The organism is Variovorax sp. GW823-FHT02B07 (assembly GCF_058797695.1).
In genome coordinates, this window is the sequence record NZ_JBXAJX010000004.1 from 217,371 (window position 1) to 236,094 (window position 18,724).

General features: G+C 68.6%; 17 protein-coding genes. 12 read left to right on the top strand and 5 right to left on the bottom strand.

Annotated elements, in window-relative coordinates:
- Positions 1-17 precede the first annotated feature (17 nt).
- Genes AC1RGU_RS21860 through AC1RGU_RS21870 form a run of 3 tightly spaced genes read right to left on the bottom strand, consistent with a single transcriptional unit; the run spans position 18 to position 3,634 of the window.
- Entirely contained in the window at positions 18-869 is an 852-nt protein-coding gene (locus AC1RGU_RS21860) for an energy transducer TonB (RefSeq protein WP_492679253.1), read from the bottom strand.
- Positions 870-918: 49 nt separating this feature from the next.
- Entirely contained in the window at positions 919-2,988 is a 2,070-nt protein-coding gene (locus AC1RGU_RS21865; RefSeq protein WP_492698054.1) for a ribonuclease catalytic domain-containing protein, read from the bottom strand.
- A gap of 52 nt (positions 2,989-3,040) precedes the next feature.
- Positions 3,041-3,634: a YqiA/YcfP family alpha/beta fold hydrolase gene (locus AC1RGU_RS21870; protein ID WP_095743618.1), complete on the bottom strand. Its 594-nt coding sequence runs from the start codon at positions 3,632-3,634 to the stop codon at positions 3,041-3,043.
- Positions 3,635-3,925: 291 nt separating this feature from the next.
- On the opposite strand from AC1RGU_RS21870, the gene AC1RGU_RS21875 reads away from it, so the two are divergent.
- From AC1RGU_RS21875 to AC1RGU_RS21900, 6 genes are all read left to right on the top strand, one after another.
- A complete protein-coding gene (locus AC1RGU_RS21875; RefSeq protein ID WP_492698052.1) occupies positions 3,926-4,669 on the top strand; it encodes a response regulator in 744 nt (247 codons plus the stop codon).
- 6 nt (positions 4,670-4,675) lie between these two features.
- Complete coding sequence (locus tag AC1RGU_RS21880) at positions 4,676-6,511, top strand: sensor histidine kinase (protein ID WP_492698050.1); 1,836 nt, start codon at positions 4,676-4,678, stop codon at positions 6,509-6,511.
- 35 nt (positions 6,512-6,546) lie between these two features.
- Positions 6,547-7,701, top strand: coding sequence for a rod shape-determining protein RodA (rodA, locus tag AC1RGU_RS21885; protein WP_062481224.1), 1,155 nt, complete (start codon positions 6,547-6,549; stop codon positions 7,699-7,701).
- A 48-nt stretch (positions 7,702-7,749) separates the two neighbouring features.
- Positions 7,750-9,210, top strand: coding sequence for a metalloprotease TldD (gene tldD, locus AC1RGU_RS21890; RefSeq protein ID WP_095743620.1), 1,461 nt, complete (start codon positions 7,750-7,752; stop codon positions 9,208-9,210).
- 81 nt (positions 9,211-9,291) lie between these two features.
- Positions 9,292-9,831 (top strand): hypothetical protein, encoded by a 540-nt coding sequence (locus AC1RGU_RS21895; RefSeq protein ID WP_159278550.1) that lies wholly within the window; start codon positions 9,292-9,294, stop codon positions 9,829-9,831.
- A gap of 235 nt (positions 9,832-10,066) precedes the next feature.
- Positions 10,067-11,185, top strand: coding sequence for a 3-deoxy-7-phosphoheptulonate synthase (locus AC1RGU_RS21900; protein ID WP_062481230.1), 1,119 nt, complete (start codon positions 10,067-10,069; stop codon positions 11,183-11,185).
- Positions 11,186-11,196: 11 nt separating this feature from the next.
- On the opposite strand, the gene AC1RGU_RS21905 is transcribed toward AC1RGU_RS21900, so the two are convergent.
- Both AC1RGU_RS21905 and mpl read right to left on the bottom strand, forming a co-directional pair.
- Positions 11,197-11,706 (bottom strand): cupin domain-containing protein, encoded by a 510-nt coding sequence (locus tag AC1RGU_RS21905; protein WP_492698047.1) that lies wholly within the window; start codon positions 11,704-11,706, stop codon positions 11,197-11,199.
- The gene (gene mpl / locus AC1RGU_RS21910) at positions 11,703-13,115 is read right to left on the bottom strand and encodes a UDP-N-acetylmuramate:L-alanyl-gamma-D-glutamyl-meso-diaminopimelate ligase (RefSeq protein WP_492698045.1); all 1,413 of its coding nucleotides are present in this window, start codon (positions 13,113-13,115) and stop codon (positions 11,703-11,705) included. Before mpl ends, AC1RGU_RS21905 begins: the two co-directional genes overlap by 4 nt.
- 101 nt (positions 13,116-13,216) lie before the next feature.
- Here mpl and AC1RGU_RS21915 point away from each other — a divergent pair, with 101 nt between their 5' ends.
- From AC1RGU_RS21915 to AC1RGU_RS21940, 6 genes are all read left to right on the top strand, one after another.
- On the top strand, positions 13,217-13,813 hold the full coding sequence (locus AC1RGU_RS21915; protein WP_062481235.1) for a hypothetical protein: 597 nt from the start codon (positions 13,217-13,219) through the stop codon (positions 13,811-13,813).
- Positions 13,813-14,373 (top strand): TlpA family protein disulfide reductase, encoded by a 561-nt coding sequence (locus tag AC1RGU_RS21920; RefSeq protein ID WP_062481237.1) that lies wholly within the window; start codon positions 13,813-13,815, stop codon positions 14,371-14,373. Before AC1RGU_RS21915 ends, AC1RGU_RS21920 begins: the two co-directional genes overlap by 1 nt.
- Before the next feature lie 101 nt (positions 14,374-14,474).
- Positions 14,475-14,936, top strand: coding sequence for an acetyl-CoA carboxylase biotin carboxyl carrier protein (gene accB, locus AC1RGU_RS21925; protein WP_070060113.1), 462 nt, complete (start codon positions 14,475-14,477; stop codon positions 14,934-14,936).
- A 2-nt stretch (positions 14,937-14,938) separates the two neighbouring features.
- A complete protein-coding gene (accC, locus tag AC1RGU_RS21930; protein ID WP_062480332.1) occupies positions 14,939-16,288 on the top strand; it encodes an acetyl-CoA carboxylase biotin carboxylase subunit in 1,350 nt (449 codons plus the stop codon).
- Between the two features lie 20 nt (positions 16,289-16,308).
- The gene (gene prmA / locus AC1RGU_RS21935; RefSeq protein ID WP_492698043.1) at positions 16,309-17,199 is read left to right on the top strand and encodes a 50S ribosomal protein L11 methyltransferase; all 891 of its coding nucleotides are present in this window, start codon (positions 16,309-16,311) and stop codon (positions 17,197-17,199) included.
- A gap of 83 nt (positions 17,200-17,282) precedes the next feature.
- Positions 17,283-18,671 (top strand): zinc-ribbon and DUF3426 domain-containing protein, encoded by a 1,389-nt coding sequence (locus AC1RGU_RS21940; RefSeq protein WP_492698041.1) that lies wholly within the window; start codon positions 17,283-17,285, stop codon positions 18,669-18,671.
- Positions 18,672-18,724 lie beyond the last annotated feature (53 nt).

Below are 18,724 nucleotides of genomic sequence, written 5' to 3' on the forward strand. Positions count from 1 at the left end.
CTGCTGGGGTGCTGTTGCTATTGGGACGACAGCTCGATGGTCTCGTCGCGCGTGAACTTGAAGCGCGACTGCAGCACGATCTGGTCGGTCTGCTTGCGCATGGCGTCGGTGAAGGTGCCGAAGTTGCCGACGCTGCGCACGATGGCCTGGGCACGGCGGTCGAGCGTGGTGTTGCCCGAGCTCTCGTCGACCACGGTGTCGAGCACGCGCCCGTCGTGGTTGATGGTGACCGTCATCTTGAGTTCGCCGTAGAGCTTCTTGCCGGCCGCGGTCGGGAAGTTCTCGGTGCCCTTGACCTCGATGCGCCGGCGCAGCGTGTCGACGTACAGCGCGTAGGCGGCCTCGCGCGTGGCGGGGCTCAGGTAGCGCTTCTTGGGGCGCGCGTTTTCCTCGTTCACGCGGCGCTCGATCTCGGCGAGCAGCGCGACCATCTGGCGGCGCTTTTCCTCGCGCGCGGCGGCCTCGGTCGGGTCGCCGGCCTGGCGCGGATCGGGCACGGGCATGGCGGCCAGCTCGCGCTTGAGCTGCGCCAGCATCTGCATCTGCTGAGCCTGCATGGCCTCGACCTGGCGGCGCGACTCCTCGAACGAGTCGCCCATGGTGGTGAAGCTCGACGGCGGCAGCGGGCTGGTGGCCCGGCCCTTGTCGAGGTCGCCGCCGCCCGCGAGCGTGGTCTGCGCCATCACGCGGGCCGCGGGGTCGGGCTTGTCGTTGGTCTTGCTGTTGACCAGGATCACCTCGAGCGGGGTTTCGCTGAAGACCCGGTTGAACGATTCGGGATCGACGAAGCGCACCGCGAGCAACGCGGCATGCGCGATGACCGACACGCCCAGAGCGATCTGCAGCGTGCTGAGGTCCTTGAGATTCATTCTCGAAACTCCTCCAGGGGTCGCGTGTCTCCGGTCGTTCGACCGGGGGTCATGCAGGCGTGGTCGTCGCCGGGTCGGGTGCGGCCTCGGTGTCGCTCAGGTCGACCGCGATGGCGATCGGGCCGGCGACTTCTTCCTCGTCGTCCTCGCCGCCCTCAGCGGTTGCGGCATCGGCCTGCGGCACGTCGAAGCGTTCGAGCACGGTGCCGCTCACGTCGAGCGCGATCTCGTCGATCTCGCCGAGCTTCACGCGCACGCGCGCGCCGCGCTCCTGCTGGCCGGCCACCGGGAACACCAGCGGCAGCGTGTCGGCACGCACCAGCGCGCCGTTGGGAATGTCCTTGATGACCGTGGCCTCGAGCTCGGTGATGCCCTGCTGCTGCAGGTACTTCAGCGTCCAGAAGCGCTCCATGCCGCCCTGGTAGGCGTTGTACGTGGCGTAGGCCGCGTCGAAGCCCGACAGGATCGAGAACAGGTCGGCGTCCTTCGGCTTGAAGGGCGCGGCCAGCGCTGCGGTCTTGCCGTGGCGCGCGGCCGCGATGATCTGCCACTGGTTCACGAGGTCGGTGTAGCGGCGCAGCGGCGAGGTGCTCCAGGCGTAGCTCTTCACGCCCAGGCCCGCATGCGGCAGCGCGCGCGTGCCCATGCGCACCTTGATGCCGGGCGCCAGGCTGGCCTGGCTGCGGTACAGGCCCGGCACGCCGAGCTCGCCCAGCCAGCCGCCCCAGCTGCTGTTGGCCAGGATCATGGCCTCGGACACGATCAGGTCGAGCGGTGCGCCGCGCTGGCGCGTGCTGATCTGCACCTGCTCGTTGCCGGTGGGCTCCGCGCCGTCGTTGCCGACGAGGCGGAAGTTGTAGTCGGGCCGGCTGAAGTTCTCGGGCTTGCCGCGCACCACTTCGCGCTGCGCCTTCAGGTGCTTGGCCAGGCGGAACAGGAAGGAGAGCGGCGCGCGCAGCTTCGCGGCGGCGTCGGGGGTGTTGTCGGAGGTGAAGGTGGCGTCTTCGAGCCAGGGCTGCGTGACGACGGCGTCGAGCTGGTCGTGGCGCAGGTTGGCGACGATCGGCACGCGTTCGAGCTTGGTCTCGGTGGCCTGCAGCTCGAGCGTGGCTTCGTCGAAGCGCGCATAGAGCGACACGGCCGGACGGTCGCCGCCTTCGAGCAGCGTGTAGGTGTCGACCACCTCATCGGGCAGCATGGTGATCTTGTAGCCCGGCATGTACACGGTGGACATGCGCGCGCGCGCCACGGCGTCGATGGCGCTGCCCGGCGTGAGCGCCAGGCCCGGCGCGGCGATGTGGATGCCGACCGTGATGGTGCCGCTGCCCATGCCCTGCACCGACAGCGCGTCGTCGATTTCGGTGGTCTGCGAGTCGTCGATCGAGAAGGCCCGCACGCCTTCGGCCAGCGGCAGGTCGTCGGCGACGGCCGGCGCCGCGAGCGCGGGAAAGCCGGTGCCCTTGGGGAAGTTCTCGAACAGGAAGCGCCGCCAGTGGAACTGGTAGGGCGAATCGATGGCGCCAGCGCGCTCCAGCAGGTCGAGCGGCGGGCGCTGCGTGGCGCGCGCGGCGTCGACCACGGCCTTGTACTCGGGCGCGTTCTTGTCGGGCTTGAACAGGATCTTGTAGAGCTGCTCGCGGATCGGCGGCGGGCACACGCCTTCGGCCAGCTGGCCGGCCCATTCGACGATCTGCGCCTGGATGGCCTTCTTCTTCTCGATGGCGGCCAGCGCCTGCTGCACGATCTCGGCCGGGGCCTTCTTGAAGCGCCCCTTGCCCGCGCGGCGGAAGTAGTGCGGCGCCTCGAACAGCGCGAACAGCGCGGCGGCCTGCTGCGCCAGCGAGGGCTTGTCGCTGAAATAGTCGGCCGCCAGGTCGGCAAAGCCGAACTCGCCTTCGGCCGCGAATTCCCAGGCGAGGTCGAGGTCCATGGCGGCGGCGAGCGTGCGCGCCTCGGCCATCAGCTCGGCCGGGGCCGGCTTCTCGAAACGCAGAACGATGTTGGCGCCCTTGACCTTGACGCGCTTGCCGGTCTCGAGCTCGACCTGTGCCGAGGCTTCGGCTTCCGACAGGATGCGGCCGCCGAGGTATTTGCCGGCTTCTTCAAACAATACAAACATCCGGCGATTCTCCCACGCGGGATCGGGCGCGCTTCCGGGCCCGGGGCGAACGCTAGACGGGGTTGATGAACGCCATCACGTCGTCGAGGTGCGCTTTTTCGAAATCGGACAGCGCATGGTCGCCGCCCTCGAGCAGCTTGATGCGGCTGTCGGGGTAACGCGCCGACATCTCGTGCCAGTCGAGCGCCTCGTCGCCCTTGGCGATGATCGCGAACAGGCGCTCGGGCCGCGTGAGCGCGCCGATTTCCATCGCGCGTAGCTCCTGGATGAATTCGGGCTGGAAATAGAAGTGCTCGGCCGGATCGTGCCAGGCGGTCTGGCTGCCGATGTAGCGCGTGAGGTCGCGCGCCGGGTGCACCGCGGGGTTGAGCAGCACGGCGCGGCAGCGGGTCATGCCAGCGACGTAGGTGGCGTAGAAACCGCCCAGCGACGAACCGATCACCGCCATCGACTTGCGCGGCCAGTGCGCGATGCCCTTCATCACCATGTCGATCGCATCGTGCGGCGACGGCGGCAGCTGCGGGCACCACCACTCCAGGTTCGGGTGCTCGCGCGCCACGTGCTTCGCCACCAGCCGCGCCTTGGTCGAGCGGGGCGACGAACGGAAGCCGTGCAGATACAACAGATGGGTGGTTTGCGGTTCCATGGGAGGAGGTGACTGGGGGTGCGCTGGTCGCGCCCCGTGGCCGGATTCAGACAATTTTGCATGAGGTCCGCACCGCTCACGGCGCGGTGACCCCACAAATCCCTGCGAATCGGCCCCTGAAAAGGCCGCGAGGGCGTGGCTGGAATTCGAAAGTATTCACGGTGCGGCCGCGCAGGGGGCGGCGGTGCGGCGCAAGGGCAGAAAGAAGAGACAAGTTTCGTGACGCATCTGGCAGGGGGCATCCCATGAACGAGGGAGGCAGGCCCCGCGTGGCGGTGGGTGCCCAGGCTTATGCTTCATCCCATGAATACCGAGGTACAGGATGACGGGATGCCACGCCGCTGGGGCGTGCTCGTGGTCGAGGACGACAGCCGCGCACGCGCCTTCTTCGAGGCCAGCGTGCAGCGCAGCCCGCGCCTGTTCTGGCTGGGCAGCGCCGGTACGGTGCAGGAAGCGCGCAGCTGGCTGGCCGCGACCGCGACCATCCCCGACGTGCTGCTGGTCGACCTCGGCATGCCCGACGGCACCGGCCTGGACGTGATCCGTGACGCCGTCGCGCGCTTTCCCGGCTGCGAGCCGCTGGTGGTGTCGGTCTTCGGCGACGAGGAGAACGTGCTGGCCAGCATCGAGGCCGGCGCTGTCGGCTACATCCACAAGGACGCCGCACCGGAAGACATCGCGCAGACCATCGTCGAGATGAAGGCCGGCGCCTCGCCGATCTCGCCCATGATCGCGCGCCGCGTGCTCGCCAAGTACCGCAGCCTGCAGGCGGCCGTGCCGGGGACCGCAGGCGCGGCGCCGGCAGAGACGGCGCTCGACGAGGTCGACCGCGGCCTGCTCTCGGCGCGCGAGCACGAGGTGCTGACGCTGATCGCGCGCGGCTTCTCGTACGCCGAGATCGCGCGCCTCAAGGGCCTGAGCGTGCACACGGTGCAGACCCACATCAAGAACCTCTACGGCAAGCTCGCGGTGCATTCCAAGAGCGAAGCGGTGTTCGAGGCCACGCGCCTCGGCCTGCTGTCCCACCCGGGCTGAGGGCGGATGCTGCGGCGGCTGGCGTTCCTGTGCCTGCTCGGGCTGGCGGCGCTGCTTGCCGCGGGGGGCGCCGCCGCAGGGGAGACGCAGGGGCCGATCGAGCTGCGCCACGCCAGGGTGACCACCACCATCGACGGTGTCGTGCAGACCGAAGCGGTCGACCTGTCCTACCACTGGGACCGCCGGCACCGCGGGCGCACCGGCTTCGCGAGCTTCGAGCTGCCGTTCCGGGTCGAGACCCTGCCCGAGGTGCCCTGGGGCGTCTTCATTCCCCGCGCCGGCAGCGTCTTCGAGGTGCAGCTCAATGGCGCGCTGCTGCAGTCCTATGGTGACCTCGGCCAAGGCAACCGCGCCGACTACGCCAAGGCCCCCGTCTACGTGCCGGTGCCCGGGCGGCTGCTGAAAGAGGGCGAGAACCTGCTGCAGATCCGCATCCGCGCCGACAGCGAACGGCGCGCCGGCCTGTCGCGCGTCACCATCGGGCCGGCGACGCCGGTGCGCACCGCGTTGTTCGAAGGCGCCTACGCCTGGCGCTTCACGGGGTCGGTGCTGCTGACGGCGTTCAGCCTCATCGTCGGCAGCATCGCGCTGGCGCTGTGGTTCACCCAGGTCGACACCGGCGCGACCGGCCGCCGCCAGCGCGACGCTCTCTACTTCTGGGCCGCGGTCGCCGAGTTCTGCTGGGCGCTGCGGGTGGCCGACGCCATGATTCCCGAGCCGCCGCTGCCGTGGCAGCTGTGGGGCGTGCTGATGGCCGGCTGCTACGCGGGCTGGGCCGCCTCCGCCATGATGTTTTGCTACCACCTCGCCGACTGGGCCCAGAGCCCGCGCACGCGCTGGGTGCGTTGGCCGACGGCGGCCGTGGTGGCCGGCACCGTGGTGTTCACCTGGCTGGCGCTGAACCGCGAGGAGCCGCGCTGGCTCACGGCCTGGCTGGCGGTCGAGATCACGATCGTCGTCGGCTTCGTGATCGCCTTTGCCGTCGCCACGGTGCGCCGACCCAGCGTCGAGCGGCTGCTGGTGGCCGGCGCCGCGCTGGTCACGGTGGCCTTCGGCACGCGCGACTGGCTGGTGATCCGCCTGAGCGACGCCTACGGCGAGACCACCTGGGTGCGCTATTCCTCGGTGATGTTCGGGGTGGCGCTGCTGCTGATCGTGCTGCGGCGTTTCCACTTCGCGAGCGTGCAGGCGCGCGGCTGGGTCAAGACGCTGGCCGACCGGGTGGCGCAGCGCGAACGCGAACTGGCCTCCACCTACGCCGAGCTGGAGGAGGTGGCCCGCGACCAGGCGCGCACCCACGAGCGCGAGCGCATCCTGCGCGACATGCACGACGGCGTGGGCTCGCACATCAGCTCGGCGATCCGCCAGTTGCAGTCGGGCCAGACCAGCCCCGAGGAACTGCTGCGCACCCTGCGCGACTCGCTCGATCAGCTCAAGCTGTCGATCGACTCCATCCACCTGCCGCCCGGCGACATCGGCGCGCTGCTGGCGGCGCTGCGCTACCGGCTGGAACCCCGGCTGGCCGCTGCGGACATCGCCTTCGAATGGGGCGTGGACGAACTGCCCCCGGTGACGCAGCTCGACGCCCACGCCACGCGGCAGCTGCAGTTCCTGCTGTTCGAGGCCATCTCGAACGTGCTGCAGCATGCCCACGCGAGCGCGCTGCGCATCGAGGCCGACGCGCGCGACGGCGCCGTGCGCCTGCGGGTGATCGACAACGGCGTGGGCTTCGACGCCGTCGAGGTGCCGGAGGCGCTGTCGAAGCGTGCCGCGGCCATCGGGGCCCGGCTGGCGATCGAAAGCCGACCGGGGCGCACGGTCGTTCAGCTCGTTTTCGACTGAAGGGGTGGGCGGGGCGGGGATAATCCGCCCCCATCATGTCTGCCGTGTTTAACCAGCCCTCCCTGGCGCGTCGCATTGCGCCCATCTTCCAGGGCTTCGACGGCTTCCTGGCCTTTGCCGTGATGCTGCTCGCCTTTGCCGGGCTGCTCACCATGTATTCCTCCGGCTACGACCATGGCACGCGCTTTCTCGACCATGGCCGCAACATGCTGCTGGCCGGCGGCATCATGTTCGTGGTGGCGCAGGTGCCGCCGCAGCGGCTCATGGCGTTCGCCGTGCCGCTGTATGCGGCCGGGGTGGCGCTGCTGATCGCGGTGGCGCTGTTCGGCATCACCAAGAAGGGCGCCCAGCGCTGGATCAACGTGGGCGTGGTGATCCAGCCCAGCGAAATCCTCAAGATCGCGATGCCGCTCATGCTGGCCTGGTGGTTCCAGCGCCGCGAAGGCCAGCTGCGCCCGCTCGACTTCGTGGTGGCGACGCTGCTGCTGGCGGTGCCGGTCGGGCTCATCATGAAGCAGCCCGACCTGGGCACCTCGCTGCTGGTGCTGGCGGCCGGGCTGGCGGTGATCTTCTTTGCCGGGCTGCCGTGGAAGCTGATCGTGCCGCCGGTGGTGCTCGGCGCGGTGGCCATCACGCTGATCGTGGGTTTCGAGTCGCAGCTGTGCGTCGACGGCGTCGACTGGCGCGTGCTGCACGACTACCAGAAGCAGCGCGTGTGCACGCTGCTCGACCCCAGCAAGGACCCGCTGGGCAAGGGCTTCCACATCATCCAGGGGATGATCGCCATCGGCTCGGGCGGCGTGGGCGGCAAGGGCTTCATGCAGGGCACGCAGACGCACCTCGAATTCATTCCCGAGCGCACCACCGACTTCATCTTCGCGGCGTACTCCGAGGAATTCGGCCTGATCGGCAACCTGGCGCTGATCGCGGCCTTCATCCTGCTGATCTTCCGCGGGCTGACCATCGCGCTGAACGCGCCCACGCTGTTCTCGCGCCTGCTGGCCGGGGCGGTGACCATGATCTTCTTCACCTACGCCTTCGTGAACATGGGCATGGTCAGCGGCATCCTGCCGGTGGTGGGCGTGCCGCTGCCGTTCATCAGCTACGGCGGCACCGCCATGGTCACGCTGGGGCTGGGGCTGGGCATCCTGATGTCGATCGCGCGGGCCCGCAAACTCGCCCAGAACTAGAGTCCCCCGGGGCGGCACGGACGGGGGCGGCTGCCTAGAATGGCAGTCATGATCTCCCGCGAACCCACCATCGAGCGCCTCGCCACGGCGCAACAGCTCCTGCTCACGCCGTTCGGCCTGGACGAATCGCACCTGAGCAAGGCCCTGGCCGAGATCACCGCGCACCGCGTGGACGATGCCGACCTGTACTTCCAGTACACCCGCAGCGAGGGCTGGAGCCTCGAGGAAGGCATCGTCAAGACCGGCAGCTTCAGCATCGACCAGGGCGTCGGCGTGCGTGCCGTGAGCGGCGAGAAAACCGCCTTTGCCTATTCGGACGACATCTCCGAGGCCTCGCTGCTCGACGCGGCGCGCACGGTCCGCTCCATTTCCTCCGCCGGTCGCACCGCGCGCGTGAAGACCGTGCCGCGCAAGATCGCCTCCAGCCGCTCGCTCTACGGCGGCATCGACCCCATTGCCACGCTCGACAGCACGGCCAAGGTGAAGCTGCTCGAGAAGGTCGAGCAGCTCGCCCGCTCGCGCGATCCGCGCGTGGCGCAGGTCATGGCCGGCCTGGCCAGCGAGTACGACGTGGTGATGGTGGCGCGCGCCGACGGCACGCTGGCCGCCGACGTGCGGCCGCTGGTGCGGCTGTCGGTCACCGTGATCGCAGAGCAGAACGGGCGCCGCGAGGTCGGCTCGGGCGGCGGCGGCGGGCGTTTCGGCCTGGCCTACTTCACCGACGCGCAGATCGCCGAGTACGTCGACCACGCCGTGAAGGCCGCGCTGACCAACCTCGACGCCCGTCCGGCCCCGGCCGGCGAGATGACGGTGGTGCTCGGTTCGGGCTGGCCCGGCATCCTGTTGCACGAAGCCATCGGCCACGGCCTGGAGGGCGACTTCAACCGCAAGGGCTCGAGCGCGTTCTCGGGCCGCATCGGCCAGCGCGTGGCGGCCAAGGGCGTCACGGTGCTCGACGACGGCACCATCGCCGACCGCCGCGGCTCGCTCAACGTGGACGACGAAGGCCACGCCAGCCAGCGCAACGTGCTGATCGAGGACGGCATCCTCAAGGGCTACATCCAGGATTCGATGAACGCGCGCCTCATGAAGGTCAAGCCCACGGGCAATGGCCGCCGCGAGAGCTACGCCCACGTGCCGATGCCGCGCATGACCAACACCTACATGCTCGGCGGCGACAAGGACCCGCAGGAAATCGTCGCCAGCATCAAGAAGGGCCTGTACGCCACCAACTTCGGCGGCGGCCAGGTCGACATCACGAGCGGCAAGTTCGTGTTCTCGGCCAGCGAGGCCTTCTGGGTCGAGAACGGCAAGATCCAGTACCCGGTGAAGGGCGCGACCATCGTGGGCAACGGCCCCGACGCGCTCACCCGCGTGACCATGATCGGCAACGACATGGCGCTCGATTCGGGCGTCGGCACCTGCGGCAAGGAAGGCCAGAGCGTGCCCGTGGGCGTCGGCCAGCCGACCCTTCGCATCGACGGCCTGACGGTAGGTGGAACGGCTTAGGACTTTCGGCACTTGCCGGCTGTTTCATTCGGTTGCTAAGCTGCGCTCCTTTTTGCGAACGACGAATCAAGGAGCATTTCAATGGGGAACAGGATCAATTCGCCCGCCGTGCTGTGGGCCGTGACCGCCGTGGTCGCGCTGGCCACAGCCGGTTGCGCATCGCGCGGTGGTTCGGGCAGCCAGCCCGCCGCCGCACCGGCACCCGCCCCGGCCGCCGCCGCGCCTGCGGCGCCCAGCGGTTCGAAGGCCGGCATGGACGCACGCGGCAACGTGGTGGATTCGTCCAAGGTCGAGGCCGGCAGCGGCCGCACCGTCAAGGGCCTGAACGGTTTCGAGGGCGAGATCACCGGTAACCCGGCGCGCAACAGCAAGTTCACGCGCCTGCAGATCGGCATGAGCACCAAGCAGGTCACCGACCTCGCCGGCCAGCCCACTGACCAGGGCGCCTACATCACCGGCAAGGCCTGGATTCCCTTCTACTTCGGCAGCGATCGCCATCGCTTCGAGATGACCTACAAGGGCCAGGGCCGCCTGATCTTCGCGGGCGGCGGCATGGGCGATTTCAGCAGCGGCAACCTGATCTGGATCATTCACAACGCCAACGAATCGGGCTACAGGTAAAAACAACACCGACCCGGCCGCCTGGCCGGGTTTTTGTTTTCCGTGCTACATTCCGCCCACATGTCCGCCCTCCGCGCTTACTTTTTTGCCTACTTTTGGTTCCCGGTTTCCGGCGGACGAGAGGCGAGCGCGTAAAGCAAACGAACACCCTCCCAGAACCGCCGGTGGCTTCCAGCCCCCGGCGGTTTTTTTATGCCCTGACGATTTTTCATTCACACCAACAAGGAAGAGAACCATGAGCACGAACACCCCTCCCGCCGGCGACAGCTGGTATGCGAGCGTCGAAAAAACCAGCAAGACCGACGACGAACGCATCAAGGACATCAACGTGCTCCCCCCTCCTGAACATCTGATCCGCTTCTTCCCGATCCGCGGCACGCCGATCGAAACGCTGATCACCGGCACCCGCCGCGGCATCCACAACATCATGGCCGGCAAGGACGACCGGCTGCTGGTGATCATGGGCCCGTGTTCGATCCACGACCCGGCCGCGGCCCTCGAGTACGCCCGCCGCCTCAAGGCCGAGCGCGACAAGTACGCCGGCACGCTGGAGATCGTGATGCGCGTGTACTTCGAGAAGCCGCGCACCACGGTCGGCTGGAAGGGGCTCATCAACGACCCGTACCTGGACGAGAGCTATCGCATCGACGAAGGCCTGCGCATCGCGCGCCAGCTGCTGATCGACATCAACCGCCTGGGCCTGCCGGCGGGCAGCGAGTTCCTCGACGTGATCTCGCCGCAGTACATCGGCGACCTGATCGCCTGGGGCGCCATCGGCGCGCGTACCACCGAAAGCCAGGTGCACCGCGAACTGGCCTCGGGCCTGTCGGCGCCCATCGGCTTCAAGAACGGCACCGACGGCAACATCCGCATCGCCACCGACGCCATCCAGGCGGCGGCGCGCGGCCACCACTTCCTGTCGGTGCACAAGAACGGCCAGGTCGCGATCGTGCAGACCAACGGCAACCGCGACTGCCACGTGATCCTGCGCGGCGGCAAGACGCCGAACTACGACGCCGCCAGCGTCGAAGCGGCCTGCAAGGACCTCGAAGCCGCCAAGCTGCCGCCCACGCTGATGGTCGACTGCAGCCACGCCAACAGCTCCAAGCAGCACCAGAAGCAGATCGACGTGGCCAAGGACATCGCCGGCCAGATCGCCGGCGGTTCGAAGCGCGTGTTCGGCGTGATGATCGAAAGCCACCTGCAGGCGGGCGCCCAGAAGTTCACGCCGGGCAAGGACCAGCTGTCGGGCCTGGAGTACGGCAAGAGCATCACCGATGCGTGCATCGGCTGGGACGATTCGGTGCAGGTGCTCGAGACCTTGTCCCAGGCCGTCAAGCAGCGCCGGGGCTGAAGCGTAGTTAGTTAGAGCATGCTGGCCAGGTCGGGCCAGTGGTGCCGCATCGACGCCGCCTCGTCGCTGCCCTGCGGCACCAGCGAGAAATCGGCGAAGTCGAAGCCCGGCCCGACCATGCAGGCGACCAGCGTGTAGTCGCCCGCCGCGTGGCCCTGGATCGGGCGCGCGGCCTGCCACTGGCCGGCGGGCACCACGTGCTGTGGCCGGGTGCCGTGCACGTCGACTGGGCCCAGCTTCACGTGGGCCGGCGCGGTCCGCATCGCGGCATCGCAGGTCCACAGCGCCAGCGGCACGCCTTCCAGGTGCACCCAGACTTCGTCCGACAGCACCCGGTGCCAGCGCGAATGCTGGTGGACTTCGAGCAGGAAATAGATGCTGGTCAGCGCGCTGCGGGGCGCGCGGCCGTCGGCGGGCGCCACGCTTGCGGCCGACCGGAACACCTCGCTGTACCAGCCGCCCTCGGGGTGGGGCTGGAGCTTCAGGGTGTCGATCAGTTCACGCGCGCGCATGCCGTTCATGATCCGTGGGCGGCGCGCAGGGCGTCCAGCAGTTTCTCGTGCACGCCGCCGAAGCCGCCGTTGCTCATGCAGACGATGTGATCGCCGGGCCGCGCCGCGGCTACGACCTGCTGCACCAGCGGCTCGATGGCGCCGGCGACCTGGGCGCGTGCGCCCATCGGTGCCAGCGCGGCGGCCGCGTCCCAGTCGAGGCCGGCTGTGTGGCAGAACGACAGGTCGGCCGATTCCAGGCTCCACGGCAGCTGCGCGGCCATCACGCCCAGCTTCATCGTGTTGCTGCGTGGCTCGAAGGCCGCGAGGATGCGCTCACTTTGCTTGCCGGCGTCGTCGAGCTTCTTGCGCAGCCCATCGAGCGTGGTGCGGATCGCGGTCGGGTGGTGCGCGAAGTCGTCGTAGACGGTGATCGCGCCGCCTTGGCCCTCGACCGTGCCGCGCAGCTCCATGCGGCGGCGCACGTTGCGAAAGCGCCCGAGTGCGCGGGCCGCATCGGCCGGCGGCACGCCCACGTGGTCGGCTGCCGCGATGGCGGCCAGCGCGTTCATCTGGTTGTGCAGGCCCGAGAGTTCCCACTCGACCCGGCCGACCACCTCGCCGCGGTGCAGCACGTCGAAGGCGTCGTGCGTGCCGCGCGCCTGCCATTCCGTGGCCGGGCCGCCGTCGCCGAAGCGGGCGAGTTCGCTCCAGCAGCCCTGGGCCAGCACGCGCTGCAGGCTCTCTTCGGTGGCGTTCACCACCAGGCGCCCGGTGCCGGGCACGGTGCGCACGAGGTGATGGAACTGGCGCTCGATGGCGGTCAGATCGTCGAAGATGTCGGCGTGATCGAACTCCAGGTTGTTCAGCACCGCGGTGCGCGGCCGGTAATGAACGAACTTGCTGCGCTTGTCGAAGAAGGCCGTGTCGTACTCGTCGGCCTCGATCACGAAGGCCGGGCCGTCGCCCAAGCGGGCCGACACACCGAAGTCCAGCGGTACGCCGCCGACCAGGAAGCCGGGCGCCTTGCCGCCCTGTTCGAGCACCCAGGCCAGCATCGAGGTGGTGGTCGTCTTGCCGTGCGTGCCGGCCACCGCTAGCACATGGCGGCCCTGCAGCACGTGCTCGGCCAGCCACTGCGGGCCGCTGGTGTAGGGCTTGCCGGCGTCCAGGATGGCTTCCATCAGCGGGAACTTGGGGCTGCCGTCGGGCAGCCGGGCGCGCGAGACCACGTTGCCGACCACGAACATGTCGGGGGCGAGGGCCAGCTGGTCGGCGCCGAAGCCTTCGATGAGATCGATGCCGAGCGCGCGCAGCTGGTCGCTCATCGGGGGGTACACGCCGGCGTCGCAGCCCGTGACCCGGTGGCCTGCTTCGCGTGCGAGGGCGGCCACACCACCCATGAACGTGCCGCAGATACCCAGAATATGAATGTGCATCGGCCAATTCTAGGGAGGCGCTGCGGGTGCCCCGACGGCTTCGCCCCGGGCGCCGTACTGATGTTCATGTGAGGGACGTCCGCAGCGGGCAAAATGCCCCGATGGACACGTCCAAGCGTGAAATCGCCGCCGTTGCCGCCCGACTCGTCGTCGAGGAGGGGCTCGAGTACGGCCCGGCCAAGCGCCGGGCGCTGCGCGAACTCGGCCTCCCGACGCGCACCGCGCTGCCCAACAACGACGAGGTCGAGGCCGAGGTGCGCGACTACATCGCGGTCTTCTGCGCCGACACCCAGCCCCAGGAATTGCACGCACTGCGCCTGCTCGCGCTCGAGTGGATGGAGCGCATGGCCGTGTTCCGGCCGCATGTGGGCGGCGCCGTCTGGCACGGCACGGCCACACGTTTGTCAGACATTTATATTCAATTGTTCTGCGATGATTCCAAGTCGGCCGAAATCGCCCTGATCGATCACCACGTGGACTACGAGCCGCGCATGGTGACCGGCTTCCATGGCGAGCAGGTCGAAGCCCTCAGCGTCCACGCGCCGAGCCGGGCGCTGGGCGAGGAAATCGGGGTCCACCTGCTGGTGTACGACCTCGACGACCTGCGCGGCGCCCTCAAGCCCGACGCCCAGGGGCGCGCGCCGCGCGGCGACCTGAACGCGCTGCGCCGACGCATTGAACAAGAAAAGGACCAGTAATGACTTCAACGCCCACACGACGCGGCATGCTGTATGCCGGCGTGGCGGCAGTCGCTGCCGCGGCCGGCATTGCCGGCGCCTGGTGGCGGGAGCGCAATGACAGCGGCGTCGCGGCCACCGGCGGCGAAAAGCTCGATGCCGCCATGTTCTGGGACCAGCGCTTCGAGCGCCCCGAGGGCGGCGAGCTGGCCCTGTCGAGCCTGCGCGGCAAGCCCGTGCTGCTCAACTTCTGGGCCACGTGGTGCCCGCCCTGCGTCGAAGAAATGCCGATGATCGACGCCTTTTTCCGCGAACATGGCGCCAACGGCTGGCAAGTGGTGGGATTGGCCATCGACCAACCCAGCGCCGTGCGCAAGTTCCTGCAGCGCACGCCGGTCACCTACCCGACCGCGCTGGCCGGCTTGCAGGGCATGGAACTGGTGAAGAATCTGGGCAACACGGGGGGCGGCCTGCCGTTCACCTTGGTGCTCCATGCCGACGGTTCGGTGCTGGCTCGTAAAATGGGCAAGCTTGAAACGACCGACCTGGACGCTTGGCGACGCCAACTTGTTCACGGTTAGAATTTAAATACACAAGCTGGCGTTAGACGCCAAACGCCGAAAATCGACGGTTTTCGGTCAAGTTCTTTCCTAAAGACCGGCAAAGCTGGCACTGGAGTCCCATGGATCTGCGCAAACTCAAGACACTGATCGATCTGGTGTCCGAATCGAATATTTCCGAACTGGAAATCACCGAGACCGAAGGCAAGGTCCGCATCGTCAAGGGTGGCGGTGCCGCCCCCGTCCAGTACGTGCAGACCCTGGCCGCCGCGCCCGCCGTGGCAGCGCCCGCCGTGGCCGGTGCTGCCGCTCCGGCTGCCGCGGCCCCCGCCGTCGAAGCCGCACCGAGCGGCCATGCCGTGAAGTCGCCGATGGTCGGCACCTTCTACCGTTCGTCCAGCCCGGGCGCCGCGGCTTTCGTCGAAGTCGGCAGCAAGGTGAACGAGGGCGACACGCTCTGCATCATCGAGGCGATGAAGATCCTCAACGAAATCGAGGCCGACAAGGCCGGCACGGTCACGCAGATCCTCGGCGAAAACGGCCAGGCGGTCGAATACGGCCAGCCGCTGTTCATCATCGAGTAAGCATGTTCAAGAAGATTCTGGTTGCAAACCGGGGGGAGATCGCCCTTCGGATCCAGCGCGCTTGCAGCGAAATGGGCATCAAGGCCGTGATGGTCTATTCCGAAGCCGATCGCGAAGCCAAGTACGTCAAGCTGGCGCAGGAAGCCGTGTGCATCGGCCCGGCGCCTTCGGGCCTGAGCTACCTCAACATGCCGGCCATCATCTCGGCCGCCGAGGTGACGGACGCCGAAGCCATCCACCCCGGCTACGGTTTCCTGAGCGAGAACGCCAATTTCGCCGAACGCGTGGAGCAAAGCGGCTTCCAGTTCATCGGCCCGACGCCCGACAACATCCGCACGATGGGTGACAAGGTCTCGGCCAAGCAGGCCATGATCAAGGCCGGCGTGCCCTGCGTGCCCGGCTCGGAAGGCGAACTGTCCGACGACGCCGCCACCAACAAGCGCATCGCCCGTGCGATCGGCTACCCGGTGATCATCAAGGCGGCAGGCGGCGGCGGTGGCCGCGGCATGCGCGTGGTGCACACCGAGGCGGCGCTGGTCAACGCGATCCAGATGACCAAGGCGGAAGCCGCCGCGGCCTTCAACAATCCGGCCGTGTACATGGAGAAGTTTCTCCAGAACCCGCGCCACATCGAAATCCAGATCCTCGCGGACAAGCACAAGAACGCGGTCTACCTGGGCGAGCGCGACTGCTCCATGCAGCGCCGCCACCAGAAGGTGATCGAGGAATCGCCGGCCCCCGGCATTCCGCGCAAGCTGATCGAGAAGATCGGCGAACGCTGCGCCACTGCCTGCAAGAAGATCGGCTACCGCGGCGCCGGCACCTTCGAGTTCCTGTACGAGAACGGCGAGTTCTACTTCATCGAGATGAACACGCGCGTGCAGGTGGAGCATCCGGTCACGGAGTTCACCACCGGCATCGACATCGTGAAGACGCAGATCATGGTCGCCGCCGGCGAGAAGCTGCCGTTCACGCAGCGCCAGATCGAGATGCGCGGCCACGCCATCGAGGTGCGCATCAACGCCGAAGACCCGTGGAAGTTCACGCCGTCGCCGGGCCGCATCACCATGTGGCACCCGCCGGGCGGCCCGGGCGTTCGCGTCGACTCGCACGTGTACACCAACTACTTCGTGCCCCCGAACTACGACTCGATGATCGGCAAGATCATCGTGTACGGCGACACCCGCGAACAGGCCATGGCGCGCATGCGCACGGCCCTGAACGAGACGGTGATCGAAGGCATCCAGACCAACATGCCGCTGCACCGCGAGTTGATGGTCGACGCCAAGTTCATGAGCGGCGGCACGAACATCCACTACCTGGAAGAGTGGCTCGCAGCGCACAAGCGCTGAGTCCACGCGCAACGCCCTGTATGTTTGAACTCCGCCTCATGGCGCCGGAAGACCGGGTCGAAATGCTCGGCGATGCGCTCGACGCACTCGATGCGCTGAGCGTGTCGGTCGAAGACGCCGACGCGCAGACCGATGCCGAGCAGGCCCTGTTCGGCGAGCCCGGCATGCCGCCGCCCAAGGAGGGCTGGCAGCGTTCGCGCGTGATCGCGCTGTTTCCCGATGAAGATGCCGCCAATGAGGCCGCCTCGGTGCTCGCGCTGCAGGACTTCTTCGAAGGCTGCGCGGTGCTCGGCGTGGCGCCGGTGCCCGATCAGGACTGGGTGCGGCTCACGCAATCGCAGTTCGCGCCGGTCGAAATCACGCCCGAGTTCTGGATCGTGCCGACCTGGCACGAACCGCCCGCGCAAGCCAAGCAGGTGATCCGGCTCGACCCGGGCCTGGCTTTCGGCACCGGCACGCACCCGACCACGCGCATGTGTCTGCGCTGGATTGCGACACAAGGCGAGGGCGCCTTTGCCGATCAGCGCGTGCTCGACTACGGCTGCGGCTCCGGCATCCTCGCCATCGGCGCGGCCAAGTTCGGTGCGCGCAGCATCGACGCCGTCGACATCGACGAAGCCGCGGTCTCCTCGACCCGGCTCAACGCCGAGGCCAACGGCGTGCAGCTGAACGCCGGCCTGCCCGAAGCAGCGAAGGGTGAGTACCAGACGGTGCTCGCCAACATCCTCGCGACGCCGCTCAAGGTGCTGGCGCCGCTGCTGCGCAGCCATGTGGCCGCTGGCGGTTCGCTGGTGCTGGCCGGCATCCTCGAGCGCCAGGCCGACGAGCTCAAGGCGGCCTACGCGCCGTACGCCGCGCTCGAAGTCAGCGACACCGAGGACGGCTGGATCCTCATGACTGCGCGCTGCTGAAGCGCGCGGCCGGGCGCTCGCACCGCGGGCGCCCCGGGGCACCTGCCTGCACGGCTGGGGCCCAACCCTACAATCGCCCGGTCATGAGCCTCGTCACGCGTTGCCCCGCCTGCACCACCACCTTCAAGGTGGTGCGCGACCAGCTTCGCATCTCGGACGGCTGGGTGCGCTGCGGTCGATGCAGCCATGTGTTCGATGCCACGCTCGACCTGCAGGAGGCGCCCGACGGTGTGGTGTCCGCGCCTGCCGCGCCGGCACCCGCGCCCACATCGGCACCTTCGCCGATGTCGTCGATGGCCGCACTGGTGGCGTCTTTCGACGACGCACGCCTCGACCTGGCGGCCGCACGGCCGGCGGTCGAGGAGGCCGACTTTCTCGACGACGAGTCCGAGCCGCAGGCGCCACCGCCTGCCCCGCAAGACGAAGCCGGGCTGTCGACCGCCGCCACCAACGTCGCGCCGGCTGCGTCCCCGCTGCCTTTCGAACTGACGCTGCCCGCGCACGGCCTCGCCGCGGATGAGCCCTGGTCCGACCTCGACGCCACCGAGCCCGCATGGCGTCCGCCCGCGAGTTCGCTGCCGCCGTTTCCGAACATCGACCTGAACCTCGGCGCGCCGCCTCCCGCATCGCCGCCGCCTGCGCCGCCCTTGCCCGACCTGCCGCGCAGCTCAGCGCTGCGCGGGCTGGTTGCAGCGACCGGTGAGAACGACGACGGCGCGGCCGCGGAGCGCGAGCAGGAAGAGAAAGACCACGACCGGCTCCTGATCCAGAAGGCGCTGCGCCGCGCGCGCGCCAAGTCGGCCAAGATCGCGAACGCCAAGGCGCGTGACGCGCAGCACGAAGAGGCGTCCGCGCCGCTGCCGGGTCCCGGCATCCGTGCCGAGGGCGAGCCGGATTTCTCGCTCTCCGCGACCTTCGAGGCGCCTGAAGACCATCCCTTCGCCGAAGAAGACGAGCCGGCCGAAAAGGCCACCGGCTTCTGGCAGCGCAAGGGCGTGCGCCGCCTGCTCGTGCTGCTGGCTGTGCTCGCGGCGTTGGCCCTCATCGTGCAGATCGTTCGCCACGAGCGCGACGGCATCGTGGCGCGCCAGCCGAACCTGCGGCCCACCCTGTCGGCGCTGTGCCAGTACACCGGCTGCGAGCTCGCGGCGCTGCGCCAGATCGGCGACATCGTGATCGAAGGCGCGGCCTTCGCGCGCGAGAAGAGCGGCGGCAACGACTACCGGTTGAGCTTCACCTTGCGCAACGCGGCGACCGTGCCGCTCGCAATGCCGGCCATCGAGCTGTCGCTGCTCGACACGCAGGAACAAGCCGTCGTGCGGCGCGTGCTGACGCCCGCCGACTACGGCGCGCCGGGCGTGCTGGCGGCGCGTGCCGACCGCGCGGCCTCGCTGCCGCTGACCCTGTCGGCCACCGAGGCGGCGGCACTGCCACCGATCGCGGGCTACCGCGTCGAAGCTTTCTATCCCTGAGCGGAGCGCCGACACGCGCGCCGCTCGTTCCCTTTCTCATCCAACCTACGGTC